The 18,159-nt window shown below is 57.8% G+C and carries 18 protein-coding genes; 4 read left to right on the top strand and 14 right to left on the bottom strand.

The window, feature by feature from the left end; translation table 11 throughout:
• Positions 1 to 66 precede the first annotated feature (66 nt).
• Positions 67 to 1,590, bottom strand: a complete 1,524-nt coding sequence (gene pap, locus ACM6IR_RS20960; protein WP_414909464.1) for a polyphosphate:AMP phosphotransferase — start codon at positions 1,588 to 1,590, stop codon at positions 67 to 69.
• A 319-nt stretch (positions 1,591 to 1,909) separates the two neighbouring features.
• Here pap and mnmC point away from each other — a divergent pair, with 319 nt between their 5' ends.
• Both mnmC and ACM6IR_RS20950 read left to right on the top strand, forming a co-directional pair.
• Positions 1,910 to 3,892: a bifunctional tRNA (5-methylaminomethyl-2-thiouridine)(34)-methyltransferase MnmD/FAD-dependent 5-carboxymethylaminomethyl-2-thiouridine(34) oxidoreductase MnmC gene (gene mnmC / locus ACM6IR_RS20955; RefSeq protein WP_414909463.1), complete on the top strand. Its 1,983-nt coding sequence runs from the start codon at positions 1,910 to 1,912 to the stop codon at positions 3,890 to 3,892.
• A 228-nt stretch (positions 3,893 to 4,120) separates the two neighbouring features.
• On the top strand, positions 4,121 to 4,348 hold the full coding sequence (locus ACM6IR_RS20950) for a YheU family protein (RefSeq protein WP_003199186.1): 228 nt from the start codon (positions 4,121 to 4,123) through the stop codon (positions 4,346 to 4,348).
• A gap of 5 nt (positions 4,349 to 4,353) precedes the next feature.
• Here ACM6IR_RS20950 and csrA read toward each other — a convergent pair whose 3' ends face one another.
• The 3 genes from csrA to ACM6IR_RS20935 form a co-directional block, all read right to left on the bottom strand.
• Positions 4,354 to 4,539: a carbon storage regulator CsrA gene (gene csrA / locus ACM6IR_RS20945; protein WP_414909462.1), complete on the bottom strand. Its 186-nt coding sequence runs from the start codon at positions 4,537 to 4,539 to the stop codon at positions 4,354 to 4,356.
• A gap of 153 nt (positions 4,540 to 4,692) precedes the next feature.
• Positions 4,693 to 5,025, bottom strand: coding sequence for a YnfA family protein (locus ACM6IR_RS20940; protein ID WP_414909461.1), 333 nt, complete (start codon positions 5,023 to 5,025; stop codon positions 4,693 to 4,695).
• Between the two features lie 64 nt (positions 5,026 to 5,089).
• Positions 5,090 to 5,905, bottom strand: coding sequence for an SDR family oxidoreductase (locus ACM6IR_RS20935; protein WP_414909460.1), 816 nt, complete (start codon positions 5,903 to 5,905; stop codon positions 5,090 to 5,092).
• Between the two features lie 282 nt (positions 5,906 to 6,187).
• Here ACM6IR_RS20935 and ACM6IR_RS20930 point away from each other — a divergent pair, with 282 nt between their 5' ends.
• Positions 6,188 to 6,346, top strand: coding sequence for a DUF3309 family protein (locus tag ACM6IR_RS20930; RefSeq protein WP_169858239.1), 159 nt, complete (start codon positions 6,188 to 6,190; stop codon positions 6,344 to 6,346).
• Between the two features lie 63 nt (positions 6,347 to 6,409).
• Here ACM6IR_RS20930 and ACM6IR_RS20925 read toward each other — a convergent pair whose 3' ends face one another.
• The 10 genes from ACM6IR_RS20925 to ACM6IR_RS20880 form a co-directional block, all read right to left on the bottom strand.
• Positions 6,410 to 8,503, bottom strand: coding sequence for an LTA synthase family protein (locus ACM6IR_RS20925; RefSeq protein ID WP_414909459.1), 2,094 nt, complete (start codon positions 8,501 to 8,503; stop codon positions 6,410 to 6,412).
• Positions 8,504 to 8,779: 276 nt separating this feature from the next.
• Positions 8,780 to 9,385: an START domain-containing protein gene (locus ACM6IR_RS20920; RefSeq protein ID WP_414909458.1), complete on the bottom strand. Its 606-nt coding sequence runs from the start codon at positions 9,383 to 9,385 to the stop codon at positions 8,780 to 8,782.
• A 41-nt stretch (positions 9,386 to 9,426) separates the two neighbouring features.
• On the bottom strand, positions 9,427 to 9,681 hold the full coding sequence (locus ACM6IR_RS20915; RefSeq protein WP_414909457.1) for a YkgJ family cysteine cluster protein: 255 nt from the start codon (positions 9,679 to 9,681) through the stop codon (positions 9,427 to 9,429).
• A 167-nt stretch (positions 9,682 to 9,848) separates the two neighbouring features.
• The gene (locus tag ACM6IR_RS20910; protein WP_414909456.1) at positions 9,849 to 10,322 is read right to left on the bottom strand and encodes a translation initiation factor 2; all 474 of its coding nucleotides are present in this window, start codon (positions 10,320 to 10,322) and stop codon (positions 9,849 to 9,851) included.
• A gap of 89 nt (positions 10,323 to 10,411) precedes the next feature.
• Positions 10,412 to 11,851, bottom strand: coding sequence for a PLP-dependent aminotransferase family protein (locus ACM6IR_RS20905; protein WP_414909455.1), 1,440 nt, complete (start codon positions 11,849 to 11,851; stop codon positions 10,412 to 10,414).
• Positions 11,852 to 12,074: 223 nt separating this feature from the next.
• Complete coding sequence (locus ACM6IR_RS20900) at positions 12,075 to 12,887, bottom strand: OmpA family protein (RefSeq protein WP_414909454.1); 813 nt, start codon at positions 12,885 to 12,887, stop codon at positions 12,075 to 12,077.
• Positions 12,884 to 13,240 carry a DUF4398 domain-containing protein gene (locus ACM6IR_RS20895; protein ID WP_414909453.1) on the bottom strand — a complete coding sequence of 119 codons (357 nt, stop codon included), beginning with the start codon at positions 13,238 to 13,240 and terminating at the stop codon, positions 12,884 to 12,886. Before ACM6IR_RS20895 ends, ACM6IR_RS20900 begins: the two co-directional genes overlap by 4 nt.
• Positions 13,241 to 13,249: 9 nt before the next feature.
• Positions 13,250 to 14,074, bottom strand: coding sequence for a substrate-binding periplasmic protein (locus ACM6IR_RS20890; RefSeq protein ID WP_414909452.1), 825 nt, complete (start codon positions 14,072 to 14,074; stop codon positions 13,250 to 13,252).
• 191 nt (positions 14,075 to 14,265) lie between these two features.
• Positions 14,266 to 15,195 carry an electron transfer flavoprotein subunit alpha/FixB family protein gene (locus ACM6IR_RS20885; RefSeq protein ID WP_414909451.1) on the bottom strand — a complete coding sequence of 310 codons (930 nt, stop codon included), beginning with the start codon at positions 15,193 to 15,195 and terminating at the stop codon, positions 14,266 to 14,268.
• Positions 15,196 to 15,945 (bottom strand): electron transfer flavoprotein subunit beta/FixA family protein, encoded by a 750-nt coding sequence (locus ACM6IR_RS20880; RefSeq protein WP_007945693.1) that lies wholly within the window; start codon positions 15,943 to 15,945, stop codon positions 15,196 to 15,198.
• 544 nt (positions 15,946 to 16,489) lie between these two features.
• Here ACM6IR_RS20880 and ACM6IR_RS20875 point away from each other — a divergent pair.
• The gene (locus tag ACM6IR_RS20875; protein WP_414909450.1) at positions 16,490 to 18,154 is read left to right on the top strand and encodes an electron transfer flavoprotein-ubiquinone oxidoreductase; all 1,665 of its coding nucleotides are present in this window, start codon (positions 16,490 to 16,492) and stop codon (positions 18,152 to 18,154) included.
• Positions 18,155 to 18,159 lie beyond the last annotated feature (5 nt).

Genomic DNA, 18,159 nt, shown 5'->3' with positions numbered 1-18,159 from the left:
CGAGCATAAGTCCACCCCATTACCTACAGCGACAATCATTCACCCCGCGTATGCGTAACCATGGGCTTACCGCTTACTTTTCAGCAGCTTTTTCTCATGCTTGTCGGACTTTTCGAACGCCTCTTCCAGCGCACGGTTGATGGTGCGCAAGACCTTGACGCGCGCCCACTGCTTGTCATTGGCCTCCACCAGGGTCCAGGGCGAAATCTCGGTGCTGGTGCGATCGACCATGTCACTGACGGCAGCGCGATAGTTGTCCCATTTCTCACGATTGCGCCAGTCATCTTCGGTGATCTTGAAGCGCTTGAAGGGGATCTGTTCGCGTTCCTCGAACCGCTCCAGTTGAGTCTGCTTGTCGATGGCCAGCCAAAATTTGACCACGATCACTCCGGCATCGGCGATCTGCTCTTCGAAGTCGTTGATTTCACTATAGGCACGTAACCAGTCGGCCGGGCTGCAAAAGCCCTCGATGCGCTCTACCAGTACCCGGCCATACCAGGATCGGTCGAACACGGTAAATTTGCCCCGTGCCGGAAGATGCCGCCAGAAACGCCAAAGATACGGATGCGCCCGCTCCTCCTCGGTCGGCGCAGCGATCGGCACGATGCTGTATTGACGCGGGTCCAGCGCGGCAGCCACCCGGCGGATCGCCCCCCCCTTGCCGGCCGCGTCGTTGCCTTCGAACACCGCCACCAAGGCATGCCGACGCATGCGCTTGTCACGCATCAGCCCGGAAAAACGCGCCTGCTCGGTGATCAGTTGTTCCTCGTAATCGTCCTTGTCCAGATGCAAAGTCAGATCGAGGCTGTCCAGCAAGTTCATCTGATCGACGCTGCTGAGCAATGGCGCGGCGCTGACTTTGTCGGGGTGAATCTTGGGACGACTCAGGGCACCTTGCAGGCCTTCCAGCAGAATCTTGCCCATCGCCAGGCTGCGATAACGCGCATCCATTCCGGCGATCACATGCCATGGCGCATAGTCACGGCTGGTGCGGCGCAGAATGCGTTCGCCATATTTCACAAACTTGTCATAGGTCTGGGACTGTTGCCAGTCCAGCGGACTGATGCGCCAGCTGTGCAGCGGGTCATCCGCCAAGGCTTTGAGACGGGCCTTCATTTGCTTCTTGGAGAGGTGGAACCAGAACTTGACGATCAGCGCGCCTTCATCGCACAGCATCTTCTCCAGTCGCTCGGCGGCGTTGATACCCTGATCGAGACGAGGGTCCTTGAACACACCATTGATCCGGCCTTGCAGCATCTGGCTGTACCAATTGCCAAAGAAAACCCCCATGCGGCCCTTGGCAGGCAACATCCGCCAGTAGCGCCACGCCGGTGGCCGCGCCAGCTCTTCGTCGGTCTGCTGATCAAAGGTGCGAACTTCGATCAAGCGCGGGTCCATCCACTCGTTGAGCAATTTGACCGTTTCGCCCTTGCCCGCTCCTTCGATGCCATTGATCAAAATGATCACCGGAAAACGTTTTTGTTGCTGTAGCTCGAACTGCGCTTCCAGCAATGCTTCACGCAGGACTGGCACTTCGGCGTCATAGGTTTCTTTGTCGATGGCGTGACCAATTTCAGCAGATTCGAACATGGATGACTCCCTTCCCGGATAGAGCAAGACTAGCGGATTGAGTTGTTTTCCGTGGGAGAAATCCCTTTTTCCGCAGCAACGATAGTTTCCTGTAGCAGCTGCCGAAGGCTGCGTTCGATCACGCAGCGATCGCAAAATCAGGCAATGTACTTTTTCAGGTAAAACGTGAACTCAGGATTTACGACCGCTGCGCGATCGAACGCAGCCTTCGGCAGCTGCTACAGATTTTCAGCGGGTCCGCTAACGCGCACCTTGCCACGGATCAAGCACCGCCTCCGCAATCGGCTAGAATGGCCGCCTTGTCGTTGCCGAGCCTGCCATGAAACCTGTATTGCCCCACGCCCAGCTCGACTGGGACGACCAAGGGCTCCCGCGTTCGCGGGTGTTCGACGATGTCTATTTTTCGGACAAGTCGGGCCTTGATGAAACCCGTTATGTATTCCTCGAACAGAACGCTTTGCGTGAGCGCTTCGCCGCGTTGCCCGCGGGCGGTCGACTGGTGATTGGCGAGACCGGCTTCGGCACCGGGTTAAATTTTCTGTGCGCCTGGCAACTATTCCAACAGCATGCGGTGGCCGGTGCGCGGTTGCATTTTGTCAGCGTCGAAAAATATCCACTGAGTCTGCCCGACCTGCAACGAGCCCTGGCCTTGTGGCCTGAACTCACCCTGTTTGCCGATCAGCTGTTAGCGCAATACGTGGCGATCCATCAAGGTTTCCAGCGCCTGGTGCTGGATAATGGCCGAGTCACCCTGACCCTGCTCATCGGCGATGCGCTGGAGCAGTTGCCGCAACTGGACGCGCAGATCGACGCCTGGTTTCTCGACGGTTTTGCCCCGGCGAAAAATCCCGACATGTGGACCGCCGAGCTGTTTGCCGAACTGGCCCGCCTGGCCGCGCCCGACGCAACCATCAGCACCTTCACCAGCACCGGTTGGGTGCGGCGCCTGCTGAATGCGGCGGGTTTCAAGATGAAGCGCACCCCTGGCATTGGCCACAAATGGGAAATCCTTCGGGGCGTTTTTCTCGGTTGGCCGCAAGACGCAGCGGCGCCAGCCGTGGCCAAACCGTGGTTCGCGCGCCCGACGCCGCTGACCGGCGAACGTCAAGCGCTGGTGATCGGCGCGGGTCTGGCGGGATGCGCCAGCGCCGCCAGCCTTGCGGCACGGGGTTGGCACGTGAGTCTGCTGGAACGGCACGACGCCCTGGCGCAGGAAGCCTCGGGCAATCCTCAGGGTGTGTTGTACCTCAAGCTTTCGGCGCATGGCACCGCACTTTCGCAGTTGATTGTCAGCGGTTTTGGCTACACCCGGCGGTTGCTCGAGCATTTGCATCGAGGCGTTGACTGGGACGATTGCGGTGTTCTGCAACTGGCGTTCAATGCCAAGGAAGCGCAACGTCAGGCGCAATTGGCCGCAGCGTTCGCTCCAGATCTGGTGCACTTGCTAGATCAACCTCAGGCTGAGGTGCAGGCAGGCATCGCCCTGGAACACGCAGGACTGTTCTTCCCGGAAGGTGGCTGGGTTCACCCGCCAGCGTTATGCCATTGGCAGGCGTCCTCAACCAATATTCAGTGGCTGCCTCATCGTGAAGTGCTGGATTTGCGCAAGGTCGATAACCAGTGGCAAGCCTGGGACGGTGACGTTCTGCTGGCCAGTGCCCCGGTGGTGATTCTGGCCGGTGCAGCCGAGATCAAACGTTTCGCGCAAAGCGCCGAACTGCCCCTCAAACGTATTCGTGGTCAAATCACCCGACTGGCGCAAACCCCGGAAAGCCAAAGCCTGGTCACCGTTGTCTGCGCCGAAGGCTATGTCGCACCGGCACGCCTGGGTGAACACACCCTCGGGGCCAGCTTCGATTTCAAGAGTGATGAGCTGACCCCGACCGTCGCCGAACACCTCGGCAACCTGGCCTTGCTGGAGGAAATCTCCCCCGACCTGGCCACTCGACTGCACGCTCAGAAGCTGGACCCGCAACAACTTGAAGGACGCGCCGCGTTCCGTTGTACCAGCCCGGACTACTTGCCGATCGTTGGCCCGCTGGCCGAACACGAGGCCTTCGCCGACGCGTATGCCGCACTGAGTAAAGACGCCCGCCAGGTCCCCGACATTCCTTGCCCCTGGCTTGAGGGTTTCTATGTGAACAGTGGGCATGGCTCTCGCGGCCTGATCACCGCCCCACTGTCGGGAGAGCTGCTGGCGGCTTGGCTGGATAACGAACCATTGCCGCTGCCACGGACGGTCGCCGAGGCGTGTCACCCCAACCGTTTTGCCTTGCGCCAACTGGTCCGCGGAAAAGTCTGACGCCCCAACTTATAACTTATCGTGTGCCGCCTGTTCCATCGCCTTCGCGAGCAGGCTCGCTCCCACAGTTGACTACGCTCCTCCTGCAGGAACTCGGTCAATTTGTGGGAGCGAGCCTGCTCCGGGCGGCGTTCCGACGAAGGCGTCAGGCCAGACGCCCATTCCCCCCAGACTAGCCGCAATCCTTCATTCGCCGTAGCATCGCGCCATTGTTTAGCCGAGGTACCTATGCTGATTCCCCACGACCAACTTGAAGTCGACACCCTGACCCGCCTGATCGAGGATTTCGTGACCCGTGACGGCACAGACAACGGTGATGACACTCCGCTGGAAACCCGTGTATTGCGTGTGCGCCAGGCATTGACCAAGGGCCAGGCGCTGATTGTCTTCGATCCGGAAAGCGAGCAATGCCAGTTAATGCTCAAGCATGATGTGCCCAAGCACCTGTTTGACTGAGATGTTCAGCGACTTTTGGCTTTTGCCCGTTTGACCTGAATGCGCTCATAGACTTCAGCCCGGTGCACATTGACGTTGGGTGGCGCTTCTACGCCGAAGCGCACACTACCGCCGTTGACGGCCACAATGCGCACCGTAATGTTGTCACCGATGGAAATCAATTCGCCTACAACGCGGCTAAGTACAAGCATGGTATTCGTCCTTCAGGGTTACCGGACCTTGAAGATGCCCGGCGCTGCGCGGGGCTTCAATGCGATGCAGGCAAATCAGTCCCAGCCTACAACGCTCGGCGCACCACCCTTACGGAAACGTCTGACAAACCCGTTAAATGTAGGACAGGTCCGTCAGGAAGCGGATAGGCGCGGGCCGAAAAGGATGACGCTGGCCCCTATCACACACAGCGCCACGCCGAACCAGTCCGAGCCCAGCGGGCGAATCCGCTCGACCACCGCCAGCCAGCCAATTGACGCAATGATGTAGATGCCGCCGTAGGCGGCATAGGCGCGACCGGCGTAGGTCGCTTCGACCCGGGTCAGCAGCACTGCAAACAAGGTCAGGCTGAGCAGCGCCGGCACGACCCACCAGGCGCTTTTGCCTTGGCGCAGCCACATCCAGAAAGCAAAGCAGCCGGCGATTTCAAACAGCGCGGCGAGGAAAAACCACAGGTAATTGAGCATGCAAACGTCTCGCTGGGATGGCCGGTTGCGGCCACCCTAACGACGGTGTTGCGTCCGGGCAAGTTCAGTCTGCGGTTTGTTTGGCCTTGGCGCGCATTTTGTCGGCCATGAGCGTCATTTCGTTGTAGAGCAGTTGCGGATTTTTCTGTTTGATCGCCCAGGCCATGCGGCCCTGTTCGTGGGGCAGGATCATGAACTCTCCGGCGGCGACGTGTTGGTAGATGTAATCCGCAATGTCGGCGGCAGTGATCGGCGAACTCTCGAGCAGTTTGCCAACCTGGGCTTTCATCGCGGGCGTCGGGCCACGAAAGGAATCCAGCAGGTTGGTCTGGAAGAACGACGGGCACACCACGTGTACGCCGATTTCCTGCTGCGCCAGTTCGATCAGCAGGCTTTCGGACAATGCCACCACGCCCGCCTTGGCGACGTTGTAGTTGCTCATGGCCGGGCCTTGCATCAGGGCTGCCATGGAGGCGATGTTAATGATTTTGCCTTTACTTTTTTCCAGCAGTGGCAGGAAAGCCTTGCAACCCTTGACCACGCCCATCAGGTTAATCGCGATCTGCCAGTCCCAGTCTTCCAGGGACAGTTCATTGAAGAATCCGCCGGAGGCAACGCCGGCATTGTTGACGATCACATCGATGCCGCCGAGCTTCTCTTCGCAGGTCTGGGCGAAGGCGGTCAGTTGACTGTAGTCACGCACATCGCAACGCTGGATAAAACCATCGCCGCCGGCTTCGCGAACCCGCTTCAAGGTTTCCTGCAGGCCAGGCTCGCTGACATCCGACAACGCCAACTGCCAGCCTTCACGGGCCCAGCGCAACGCGATTTCGCGACCTAAGCCCGAGCCCGCGCCAGTGATCATCATGCGATTTTGCATAGCAAACAGCCTTGTTGTTCGGGGAAAGATGCGCCGAGTGTAGCGAAGGATATTGCCCGACCCACGCTCCATCAGATTGCTGAATGGTTCGAGCAAACCGTGGGAGCGACAGCGTTAACCAGAACCAACAAAAAACGAAATAAACCCTTCTTCAAAAAATATTAAAAAAACTTGGAATTTTCATTCATTCGCGCCAGTCGGATTTTGTAAGCAGCTCGAATTAATTGCATTCCAGCTGATCGTTAAAAGGCTAGGTCTTTCCACAACACTTCCAACAAGGAAATAGACATGGGCACAATTCTTATCGTTATCCTGATCCTGTTGCTGGTCGGTGGTTTGCCAGTGTTCCCGCATTCCAGAAGTTGGGGTTATGGCCCATCGGGTATCATCGGTGTGGTGTTGGTGGTGCTGTTGATCCTGCTGTTGCTTGGCAAGATATAAAGAATTGGCAGGCAAAAAAAAAGAGACCCATTTTGATGGGCCTCTTTTTTTATTGCGCCAAACTTAGTCCGGCTTGCCGTCAACCACACCGGCGGTGTTGTCGAGCAGGCTTTTGGTCGCAGTCTGCAAGAACGACTCAAGTTTCTGCTGGAGGGCTGCTTCGTCGCCCGATGTCGGAATAACCTCACCTTTCGGATTGGCCCCCAGTTCGTACTGATAAAGCTTCGGCGGCATATCTTTGGGCAGTACCAACACTCGGTCCGCGGTCAGCAATGCGACTGTCTGATCATTACCCGAAGGTTTGATTACGCCGAAACCCTTGTCGCCTTCCGGAAGATTCAGCAGATCACGACCCCAGCATTGATGCACCACGTCGCCACCTACGCGCCCCATGATGGTCGGCACGATGTCGATCTGCGTGCCTACCGTGTGGTCACGTTGACCGAATTTTTCCTGGATGCCCGGCGCGATCATCAGCATCGGTACGTTGAAGCGGCCCAGGTCCATTTCGGTGATTTGCTGTTCGTCGCCAAAACCGTGGTCGCCAACGATCACGAACAGGGTTTCGTTGAAATACGGCTCTTTACGCGCCTTCTCGAAGAACTGACCCAGCGCCCAGTCGGAGTAACGCATCGCGGTCAAATGCTCGTTGAGGGTGCCACGGTCAGTTACAGGCTCCACCGGTAATGGCGTAGGCATCGCGTATGGCGTGTGGTTGGAGAGGGTTTGCAGCAAGGCATAGAACGGTTTTTTGTCCTTGCCATCGCGTGCTTTCAATTCTTCCAGACCACGGTTGAACATGTCCTGATCGGACACGCCCCACGTAGGATCGGAAAACACCGGGTTAACGTAGTCGTTACGACCAATGAAGTTGGTCATGCCCTGGTTGCTGAAGAAACCCGACTGGTTGTCCCACGCAAAATCGCCGTTGTAGACGTACACGTTGTCGTAGTCACGAGCGCTGAGCAGTTGCGGCAGGCCAGACAATTTATGGCTGCCTTCCGGGGTCTGCATCAGGTACTCGAAACCCGGCAGGTTAGGGAAGCAGGCCATCGTGGCGAACATGCCTTGGTGGGTATGGGTTCCGTTGGAGAAGAAACGGTCGAACAACAAACCTTCTTTCGACAATTTGTCGAAGTATGGCGTGACGTTGCCCGGACGACCCAAAGCACCCACCGAGTGACCGGCGAAGCTTTCCATCAGAATGACGACGACATTCTTGATCGGCAGGGTCTTGTTGGCGTCAGGTGTGTAGTTACGGCGTACCGCGGCGATGTCGGCATCGACCAGCTTGTCGCCCGAGGTCAGTAGCATGTCACGCACGGTCTGTTCGGCCAATGGCTGATCCAGCCTCGCTTTCCAGATGTTACTGCGCTCGTCCGACATCCGGCTCTCGGCCGCGGCAATCAGTTGCAAGGTGCCATTGAGGCCCAACTGGTTGGCGAAGTTGGAGTCAGTGGTGTAGACGTCCCCCCAACGCAACGGCGGGCCTTGACGCAGAGTGCCACGAGCGGCAACCACGCAGACCATCAGGCACACCACGAACACCGCGATACGCGCATACCACGGAGCGACCTGGCGCGTGCCTATGCTGCCGCCGCTGAATGGACCGCGAGGACGGGTGGCGCGGTCGGCGCCCTTGAACCCCAGCGTCAGAATAAAAGTGCCCACGGCCCAGGCCAGCAGGTAGCGAACCACCGGGAAACCGTACCAAAGCATGCTCATCACGGTTTTCGGATCTTCCTTTACATACTGGAAGACCAGGCCGTTGAGGCGCTGGTGGAATTCACGGTAAAAATCCATCTCCATCAAGCCGAGGAACAGCGCAATGCTGGAGGTAACGGTCAACCAGAAACGAAAGAACCCACGAGCCGCCATGGCCCGGGCACTGAACAGCGCCAGCACCAGCGGAATGGAGAGATAGACCACAAGGCGCACGTCGAAGCGCAGACCGTTGGCAAATGCCTCGAGGAAGGTCGAGGCTGGTGTATCGAGGATCATCGACCGGTTGTAGACCAACAGCGCGACGCGCAGCAGGCTGAACATGACCATCATGACCAAGGCACACAAAAGCGTGTAGGCCAGATGCGATTTGACGGTCGGTTGCAGCAGGCGACTTGAAGCTCGCTGCTGATTCAGGGCGTCCGGGATTGCCATGTCGTTTTAGGACCCATTGGAAGTTTAAGTTTCAAAAATAAAGCTGCGCCCTGCCATCTATTGGCCATGCCTCGGCCCCGTGGCTTGCGCGGTGAGTAAATGGTGCACGATCGACCGCAGCATTGCCATGGATTACTGCCGGGCATTCCTGGCGCGGGCGAATTGTCTTGGGGGCTTTGTGAAAATTTCGTGCAACGTATAATTAGAAACAAATTAAAGCGCAAAAAGCAAAACGCCCCGAACAAGTCGGGGCATCTTATCAAAAGAGCGACACGTTTACTTCTCGGCGCGCGCTCTCAGGGCTTTCAAGGTATTGAACGGCGCATCGACCACGAACTTGTTGGCCACCATCGACGGTATGCTGCCGCCCGGCTCGGTATGCACCTGATAGGTCACTTCAATCTGGTCGCCCTTGGGTACGAATTTCCAGAAGCCCTCGACCTTGGCGACCCGCACGAAACCTTTCTCTTCGGGAACGTACTTCGGCACGCCTTCGAGTTTGCGGGTCAGGCTGCCATCGGCGCCTTCGACGGTGGTGACATGCAACACCGAATCACGCGGGGTGACCGGCCATGGGGTGTTGAACTGAGTGTACGTCCAGCTCTGATCACCCTCATGCTTGAGCAGCTTCTGGGTCTTGCATTCGTGAATCCAGGCGCAGGCTCCCGGCACGTCTTCTTGCAACGCCCGCAGTTTGGCAATGGTGGTTTTCATGACGGTGACGCCCCGGTAGGCCTTGTAGTCGGAGCCAGCGACTTCACTCAACGAAACCTTGATGCCGTCTTCGTCCTTGGCGGTTTTCCAGTCTTCGGCCTGAGCGACCGAAGTAGCCAGCACAACCGTCAAACCACATAGCACAGCCAAACGATGCAGCGAACCCATAGTCTTATTCCTTGTTGTTGAAGTTCCGTTCGTTGAATACATCACGCCGCCGTCATTTGCTCCCACCAACCAAGTAGCTTGATGGCTTCCTCACTGCTGCCTCCACACACCTCGACATCGGCTTCAAACGCCGAGCAAACCGCCGGACGTTCCGGTTTTCCGAAAATACTGCACAGATTATCGACAGACAGTTGCAGGCAACGTTCTCCGGCCGCTTTGCCATTGGGCATACCGGGAATTGGCGAACTGATGGAAGGGGCAATGCAACAGGCGCCACAGCCTTCACGGCATTTCATGACGACGAGCTCCTCGCGACGGGCGATGTGTTAAAGGACGTGGCACAGAGTAACCGCTAAAACAGTTGTTTAAAATTACCTGGGACCGGGTTTTTTCGCTGAAACGAAGGTGACTGACCAGTCTCCGACAAAGCGTCTGGTTGGCGGGTCGTGGATGGATAGAAAAATCAGCGCTTGAACTCAAAATCCAACGCAGCACCTTCGACTTCACGGCGTTCTTCGTTGCGCAGCTGTAAGCCCATTCCGTTCTTGATCAGCCGCCCATTGAGTTGAAAGGGGCTGCTGTCTGTCTTTTCTCCAAACATTTGCGGCAGCACTACATCGTGCCGGGGTAACGTGACCGTACCCTCCGGCTTCAATTCTTCGACCATATCCTTGGGCAGGCTCAAATCCAGGTTGGCCGAAGGAAGTTGGGTTTTCACCACTTCGCTGGCCGGCATCGATTTTGAGGCAATCGGTGGACGTTTCTTGACGGCTGCCGGTTTCTTTTTGACCGGCGCGACATTCTTGATGGGTAATGTTTTTTTCGCGGTGGCGCTTGTTAGCGGCTTTTCCTGTAGGGAAGCCGCCACCACACCTTCGGCCGGACAGGTTATCAACAGGCAGATCGACAGCCAGGCGGCAGGAAAAATCGGTTTCATGGACTCAACAGCACTAACGGCAGAGGGCCATATGCTGGCTTGTTGCACGTCACAAGACAAGCGCGGACAGGAACAACCTGTCCGTTTTATCAAATGCCGCCAGCCGTCTCCTGGCAGAGCTGAGTGGCCAGCAGGCCAAGGGTCATCAATGCTCGCTCGGCTTCACGATTCCAGGGTATCCCGCAGTTCAGCCGAATACAGTGATTGAACTGCTCGGTGTTACTGAAAATCAACCCCGGGGCGATACTGATGCCTTGCTGCAAGGCCCGTACGTGCAGCTCCTGCGTGTTGACCCGCCCTGGCAGACTGACCCACAGAATGAAACCGCCGGTCGGTCGGGTCATCTGTGTACCTTCCGGAAAATACTGCTGCACCGCCAGCTGAAAGGCGCTGAGATTCTTGCGGTATTCCTGACGAATGTAGCGCAAGTGACGGTCGTAGCCGCCGTTCTCCAGGTAAGCCGCAATGCCCATCTGCGTGACGCTACAGGCGGAATGCGTACTGAAGGTTTGCAAGCGCTGGATCTCCTGCTGGTACTTGCCGGCAATCATCCAGCCGATCCGCACGCCCGGCGACAGGGTTTTGGAGAAGCTTGAGCAATAGATCACCCTGTCCAGCCGATCGTAGGCCTTGAGCGATTTGGTGCGACCTTGTTCAAACATCAACTCGCCGTAGATATCGTCTTCGACAATCTGGATATCGAAATCCGAGGCCAGCCGCAGCAGTTGCTTCTGCCGTTCTTCGGGCATGGTGCCGCCCAAAGGATTGCTCAGACGAGTGGTCAGCACCAGCGCCTTGATCGACCACTGGTTAGCCGCCAACTGCAGAGCCTCAAGGCTCATGCCAGTAGCCGGATCGCTGGGAATCTCGATGACCTTGAGGCCCAATAAGTCTGCCAGTTGCAGCAGACCGTAATAGGTCGGCGATTCAGCAGCAATCAGATCACCTGGCCGCGTCAGCACGCGTAATGACATCTGCAAGGCATCGACACAACCGTGGGTGATTACCACTTCCGACGGATCGACCACCACGCCAGCATCGCGCATGCGAATCGCTACTTGTCGGCGCAACGGCTCAAAACCCGGGCTGAACATATAGCTGAAAGCCCGAGGGCTATGGAAGCGGGTGACTTTAGCCAGTTGCTGATGCAGCGCCCGCACGGGCAGGTAATCGACGCTCGGCACTGCGGCGCCCAACGGGAACACGCCCTCGCGGCGGGATTCGACCAGTACTTGCTGAATGATGCTGCTGCGAGTGACCAGACCGGGGCGCTCGACCCGGGCGATATCCGGCGTCGGTGCCGTCAGCGCTGGCGTCTGGTGCACGTAGTAACCCGACTGCGGGCGGGCACGGATCAGCCCCTGATCTTCGAGATTGGCGTAAGCCTGCAACACCGTGGCATGGCTGACATTGAGCTGCGAGCTCATCTTGCGCACCGAAGGCACGCGCTCCCCCGGTTGGTAGACACCGCGGCGGATGTCTTCGGCCAGTTGTTGAGCAATACGTTGGTAGAGCAAAAGATTGGTCATGACGCAGCACTCGATTTCACGGGCATTTTATTCTTGTGTGAAACAATACCGGAACAGTTTAGAAGTGTACGGGGACAGTTGCCACAATAGTCGACCATACAGTGCGGTGTCAGCAAAATCTGTACTGCTTTTATGGATAGGTGCGAGGTAATCGGCAGGCAAAAAAACCCGGCGCTGACTGACAGGCCGGGTTGGAGCTCCTACAGGGCTACTGGCGCCCCCCTTAGCGGGCGGCGCCGAGCTGGCCTTTTTTGTCGGAGAACACAATTTCCACACGACGGTTCTGTGCACGACCTCGCTCGGAGGCATTTACGTCCACCGGATATTCGTCCCCGTAGCCTTCGACCTGAATACGTTTTTCGTCGATGCCAAGGTCTATCAGTACATCCGCCACCGATTGTGCTCGGTCACGCGACAGCTTGAGGTTGTCCTGTTTGCCGCCGGTGCTGTCGGTATAACCTTCGATCCGCACCACACGTTTGGGGTTGAGCTGCAGGAACTGGACGATTTTCAATACCACTCGGTTGGCGGAGTTTTTCAACTCTGCTTCGCCGGTGTCGAACAGCACATCGCCCAGTGTCATCACCAGACCACGGTCGGTCTGAGTGGTGGCCAGCGCAACGATCTGTTCTTCGAGCCACTTGCCCTGCTGCTGCACGCTCAGCAGTTTGGATTCTCGCAGGGCCAGTTGCAGGCGCTGACGCTCCAGGTCGAGTTTGGCCGCACGCTCTTCGTTGAGCACCTGATTGGTGTGCTCCCGAGCGATCTCGCTGTAGCGTTGGCTCAGATAAGCGTAATGCAGCACGTCGGGCCCGCTGCCCCAGTAACTGGACAGCCGATCCGCGCGGGCCAGGGACTCACCGGCGCGAATCACGTCCTTGGGTGCAATACGCAGCACATTGGCGTCTTCCTTGACCTTCTGGAAATCGCTACCGGCCTGCTGCAGCGCGGCCTCACTCTGCTGGCCGGCGCAACCGTAAAGGCTGGCGCAACCGGCCAGGATCAAACCGCCAAGCACTTTGGATTTGAGGCTCATTGGGCATCTCCCAATTGCTTGCGCAGGCGAGTGATGCGGGTATTGAGCACGTTCAGCTGCTCTTCACTTTTGAGGGTCAGGACCCGGGCTTCGGCCAGACGCGCATCCAGCTCGGCCTGTTCGGCCCGCATGCGGGCGTGTTTGTAGGACTGATCCGCCATGTTGCCCTGGGCACGGGCGAATTTTTCTTCGGCCAGCTTCATCTCCGGCACGTCGTCGGCGTTGGCGCCCACGGCCTTGGCTTGTTCAAGTGCCTGTTCGGTCAAACGTATTTGTTCATTCGGCGCCGGATCGGCTGCACAACCCGCCAGAGCCAGAACGGCCAGGGCAGCGAAAAGAGGTCGAATACTCACTAAGAATCCCTACTGTTTTGAGGTACTGACGGGTTGTTGCTGCTGCGATTTCCAACGCTCGATGTTGCGTTGCAGGACGGCTTCCGTCAGTCCGGACGCGGGCAATTCTGTCATCTTTTTGGCCAGCTGTCCGCGCAACCATGGATCGTTGCAGGCGGAGTTATGGGAAACCGCGAGGAACAGACCGGGTTTGTCGACCGGCTGCGAACGAGCAACCAGGTCGCTGTCCATGCTTAGTGTCTGCGCGGCCGCCATGCCCGAGTAGCGTCCGGCCAGCACATATTCCACCTCGCCCAACAGCAACTTCTGAAAGGCCTGCGTCAGGTTTTTAGTGCGTACGAGGGTCAATTGCTGTTCGGCGAAGGTGCCGAATGCCGGGGTCATTCGAGATTTTTGCGACAATGCGCCGGGATGACCGTGAAGGTCCTGTGCTTCGTTGTAAACCAATGCCGAGTCTTTGCGAGTCCAGACAAGGTAATCGTTTTCCAGCAACGGCGGATGAATGTAATCCAGGGCTTCCAGCTCGCTGACCGTCAGTGATGCATCGGCAAGCATGTCCATGCGCCCGCTGCGCACTTCGTCGAGGGCCTGGGAACGGCTGCCGGCATAAAGCAGCTCAACCTTGATGCCCAACTGCCCCGCTACTTGCTTTAACAGATCGGCACTGGCGCCGATCAGGTGCTTGGGGTTTTGCGGGTCTTGCCACAGATACGGGGGCGCATCCGGACTGCCGGTCACCACGAGGCGTTCGCACTTGCCCGCTGCTATGGACAGGGCTGGCAACACCGATAGCCCTAGCAGTACTGACCGACCCAACACTCGGCGCAGATCCATGGCGACATTCTCCACTCAAACCCGGTTATACCCTGTAGGAGCGAGCTTGCTCGCGATGATCTCCAGTACGCCGCGTTTATCCAAAGTGCGCGTCAACGTTAAAGTCCATCGCGAGCAAGCTCGCTCCTACAGGAAGAACAAAAAAAAAGCCCGACCAAAAGGTCGGGCTCTTTATAAGTCAGGCCGCTGGATTAGACCAGCTTCTCGAACTCAGGGATAGCTTCGAACAGATCCGCCACCAGGCCGTAATCGGCCACCTGGAAGATCGGCGCTTCTTCGTCCTTGTTGATCGCAACGATCACCTTGGAGTCTTTCATGCCGGCCAGGTGCTGGATCGCGCCGGAGATACCGACGGCGATGTACAGCTGTGGCGCAACGATCTTGCCGGTCTGACCGACCTGCATGTCGTTGGGTACGAAACCTGCGTCGACCGCGGCGCGCGAAGCTCCGACGGCCGCGCCCAGCTTGTCGGCCAGGGCGTACAGGTGTTTGAAGTTGTCGCCGTTCTGCATGCCGCGGCCGCCGGAAACGACGATCTTGGCAGCGGTCAGTTCCGGCCGATCGGACTTGGCCAGTTCTTCGCCAACGAAGCTGGAAATCGCAGCGTCGTGAGCAGCAGCAACGGTTTCAACGGCAGCCGAACCACCTTCAGCAGCCACCGGGTCGAAACCGGTGGCACGCACGGTGATCACTTTCACGGCAGCGTTCGATTGCACGGTAGCGATGGCGTTACCGGCATAGATCGGGCGCTTGAAGGTGTCAGCGCTTTCCACCGAGATGATCTCGGAGATCTGGTCAACGTCCAGTGCAGCGGCAACGCGCGGCAGGATGTTTTTGCCGTTGGAAGTAGCGGCAGCCAGGATGTGGCTGTAGCCCTTGCCCAACTCTGCAACCAGCGGGGCTACGTTTTCCGGCAGTTGGTGAGCGTAGGCGGCGTTGTCAGCCACCAGCACTTTAGCCACGCCAGCGATTTTCGCAGCGGCTTCAGCCACAGCGCTAACGCCTTGGCCTGCAACCAGAACGTGGATGTCACCACCGATTTTGGCGGCAGCCGCCACAGTGTTCAGTGTGGCCGGGGCCACTACTTTGTTGTCGTGTTCAGCAATAACCAAGATAGTCATTTAGATTACCTTCGCTTCGTTTTTCAGTTTCTCGACCAGTTCAGCCACCGACTTGACCTTGATACCCGCGCTACGTGCCGCAGGCGCTTCGACTTTGACGGTCTTGTTGGTGGAGGCGGTGGAAACGCCCAAAGCGTCCGGAGTCAGCACTTCGAGAGGCTTCTTCTTGGCTTTCATGATGTTTGGCAGGGACGCGTAGCGCGGCTCGTTCAAACGCAGGTCGGTGGTGACGATGGCCGGCAGTTTCAGGGAAACTGTCTGCGCGCCGCCGTCGACTTCGCGAGTCACGGCAACGCTGTCGCCGCTGATTTCGACTTTCGAAGCAAACGTGCCCTGACCGTAGCCGCTCAATGCAGCGAGCATCTGGCCAGTCTGGTTGTTGTCGCTGTCGATGGCTTGTTTGCCAAGGATCACCAGCTGAGGCTGTTCCTTGTCGACAACCGCTTTCAACAGTTTGGCAACGGCCAGGGAAGTCAGGTCTTCGGCGGATTCGACGAGGATGGCGCGGTCGGCACCCAGAGCCAGCGCGGTGCGCAGTTGCTCTTGAGCGGTAGACGGGCCGACGGAGACGACGACGATTTCAGTCGCAACGCCTTTCTCTTTCAGGCGCACGGCTTCTTCCACTGCGATTTCGCAGAACGGGTTCATCGACATCTTGACGTTGGCGAGGTCGACGCCGGAATTGTCCGCCTTGACGCGAACCTTGACGTTGTAATCCACAACGCGTTTGACAGCTACAAGAACCTTCATGGATTCCTCGTTACTCTCCGGTGAAAAGAAAGTCGCCTAGGCGAACCTGGCGGATAATGCTCATCGGCGCAAGGGCACCTCTAAAAACGCTGGCACTGGATCCGGTGAACTTGCTCACGACAGTAATGACCGTTCGTCAGCGATGACTGACGAGTCATTCATTATCGCGGCGTGTAAACTGCGTGGACAAAGATCGCAACGCATTACCGGGTACTGCCATCGCCCTGTCTTTAGAGGTGCTCTTGAAACCTATAGTCAGCCTACGGCGAGCGCAAAACCGACCGTATCTTGACCGGAACGCCTATTCCGGTCAATACGGCAAAATGGCCGTTCATAAGCCGCGTGACTTTGATTTATCTGGCCTGGAGCCAATTCAAACAAACGTTTGTATTGGACGCTGAGAGTGGTGTAGATATAATGCGCCACCCAAAGAGAAAGGTGGTTCATCGATTGTCCTCTCCCCCGCTCGCGCAGGGGTTCATGGATGCGACATCAAACCTCCAATTAGAAAAAAAACTGTTGAGCCTTGAGTAGGAGATAACCTGTGGAACGCGAATACATGGAATTCGACGTCGTCATCGTCGGTGCCGGCCCCGCTGGTCTTTCCGCTGCCTGCCGATTGAAGCAGAAGGCCGCCGAAGCCGGTAAGGAAATCAGCGTCTGCGTGGTCGAAAAAGGCTCCGAAGTCGGTGCTCACATCCTGTCCGGTGCCGTGTTCGAACCACGCGCCCTGAACGAGTTGTTCCCGGACTGGAAAGCACTCGGCGCGCCATTGAATACGCCGGTCACCCGCGATGACATCTTCGTGCTCAAGAACGCCGACAGCGCGCAGAAAATTCCTGACCTCTTTGTGCCCAAGACCATGCACAACGAAGGCAACTACATCATCTCCCTGGGCAACCTGTGCCGCTGGCTGGCCCAGCAGGCCGAGAACCTGGGTGTAGAAATCTACCCAGGCTTCGCCGCGCAGGAAGCGTTGTTCGACGAGAACGGCGTGGTTCGCGGGATCATCACCGGCGACCTGGGTGTGGACCGCGAAGGCCATCCGAAAGAAGGCCTGTACACCCCGGGCATGGAACTGCGTGGCAAATACACGCTGTTCGCCGAAGGTTGCCGCGGCCACATCGGCAAGCAGCTGATCAAGCGTTTCAATCTCGACAGCGAAGCTGACGCCCAGCACTACGGCATCGGCCTGAAGGAAATCTGGGAAGTCGACCCGGCCAAGCATCAGCCAGGCCTGGTGGTACACACCGCCGGTTGGCCGCTGGACATCATGGGCACCGAGAACACCGGTGGTTCGTTCCTCTATCACCTGGAAAACAACCAGGTGGTAGTGGGTCTGATCGTCGACCTGTCCTACAGCAACACTTACCTGTCGCCGTTCGACGAGTTCCAGCGCCTCAAGCATCACCCGGTACTCAAGCAGTACCTCGAAGGCGGCAAGCGCATCAGCTACGGCGCCCGCGCCATCTGCAAGGGCGGCCTGAACTCGCTGCCGAAAATGGTGTTCAAGGGCGGCGCGCTGATCGGCTGTGACCTCGGCACCCTGAACTTCGCCAAGATCAAAGGCAGCCATACCGCGATGAAGTCCGGCATGCTCGCCGCTGAATCGGTGGCTGACGCACTGTTCGCCGACCTGGATGGCACGCAAGAGCTGACCACCTACGTCGACGCGTTCAAGAAGAGCTGGCTCTACGACGAACTGTTCGCCAGCCGCAACTTCGGCCCGGCGATCCACAAGTTCGGCGCTATCGTCGGTGGCGGTTTCAACTGGCTCGACCAGAACATCTTCGGCGGCAAACTGCCGTTCACCTTGCACGACACCAAGCCGGATTACGCTTGCCTCAAGCTCGCGGCCGACTGCAAGAAGATCGATTACCCGAAACCGGACGGCAAGATCAGCTTCGATAAACTGAGCTCGGTATTCATCTCGGGGACTAACCACGAAGAAGAACAACCGTGCCACCTGAAGCTGACCGACCCAAGCATCCCGATCAGCAAAAACCTGCCGATGTACGATGAGCCTGCCCAGCGTTACTGCCCGGCCGGCGTGTACGAAGTGGTGACCAAAGAAGACGGCGAGAAGCGCTTCCAGATCAACGCCCAGAACTGCGTTCACTGCAAGACCTGCGACATCAAGGACCCTGCACAGAACATCACCTGGGTGGCACCAGAAGGTGCTGGCGGCCCGACTTACCCGAACATGTAAGTCGA

Origin of the sequence: Pseudomonas sp. IT-P253 (assembly GCF_949768125.1) — a bacterium.
GTDB lineage: Bacteria > Pseudomonadota > Gammaproteobacteria > Pseudomonadales > Pseudomonadaceae > Aquipseudomonas.
Note: the sequence above shows the minus strand (reverse complement) of the source record. Positions and strands in the feature narration are given on the sequence as shown.

Excerpts from the sequence above, each read along its gene's own strand:
- ACM6IR_RS20905 (WP_414909455.1), bottom strand. The coding sequence starts at position 11,851 with ATGACCAATCTTTTGCTCTACCAACGTATTGCTCAACAACTGGCCGAA.
- ACM6IR_RS20900 (WP_414909454.1), bottom strand. The coding sequence starts at position 12,887 with ATGAGCCTCAAATCCAAAGTGCTTGGCGGTTTGATCCTGGCCGGTTGC.
- ACM6IR_RS20915 (WP_414909457.1), bottom strand. The coding sequence starts at position 9,681 with ATGAAATGCCGTGAAGGCTGTGGCGCCTGTTGCATTGCCCCTTCCATC.
- mnmC (WP_414909463.1), top strand. The coding sequence starts at position 1,910 with ATGAAACCTGTATTGCCCCACGCCCAGCTCGACTGGGACGACCAAGGG.
- csrA (WP_414909462.1), bottom strand. The coding sequence starts at position 4,539 with ATGCTTGTACTTAGCCGCGTTGTAGGCGAATTGATTTCCATCGGTGAC.
- ACM6IR_RS20910 (WP_414909456.1), bottom strand. The coding sequence starts at position 10,322 with ATGAAACCGATTTTTCCTGCCGCCTGGCTGTCGATCTGCCTGTTGATA.
- ACM6IR_RS20920 (WP_414909458.1), bottom strand. The coding sequence starts at position 9,385 with ATGGGTTCGCTGCATCGTTTGGCTGTGCTATGTGGTTTGACGGTTGTG.
- ACM6IR_RS20925 (WP_414909459.1), bottom strand. The coding sequence starts at position 8,503 with ATGGCAATCCCGGACGCCCTGAATCAGCAGCGAGCTTCAAGTCGCCTG.
- ACM6IR_RS20890 (WP_414909452.1), bottom strand. The coding sequence starts at position 14,074 with ATGGATCTGCGCCGAGTGTTGGGTCGGTCAGTACTGCTAGGGCTATCG.
- ACM6IR_RS20940 (WP_414909461.1), bottom strand. The coding sequence starts at position 5,025 with ATGCTCAATTACCTGTGGTTTTTCCTCGCCGCGCTGTTTGAAATCGCC.
- ACM6IR_RS20950 (WP_003199186.1), top strand. The coding sequence starts at position 4,121 with ATGCTGATTCCCCACGACCAACTTGAAGTCGACACCCTGACCCGCCTG.
- ACM6IR_RS20935 (WP_414909460.1), bottom strand. The coding sequence starts at position 5,905 with ATGCAAAATCGCATGATGATCACTGGCGCGGGCTCGGGCTTAGGTCGC.
- ACM6IR_RS20885 (WP_414909451.1), bottom strand. The coding sequence starts at position 15,195 with ATGACTATCTTGGTTATTGCTGAACACGACAACAAAGTAGTGGCCCCG.
- pap (WP_414909464.1), bottom strand. The coding sequence starts at position 1,590 with ATGTTCGAATCTGCTGAAATTGGTCACGCCATCGACAAAGAAACCTAT.
- ACM6IR_RS20880 (WP_007945693.1), bottom strand. The coding sequence starts at position 15,945 with ATGAAGGTTCTTGTAGCTGTCAAACGCGTTGTGGATTACAACGTCAAG.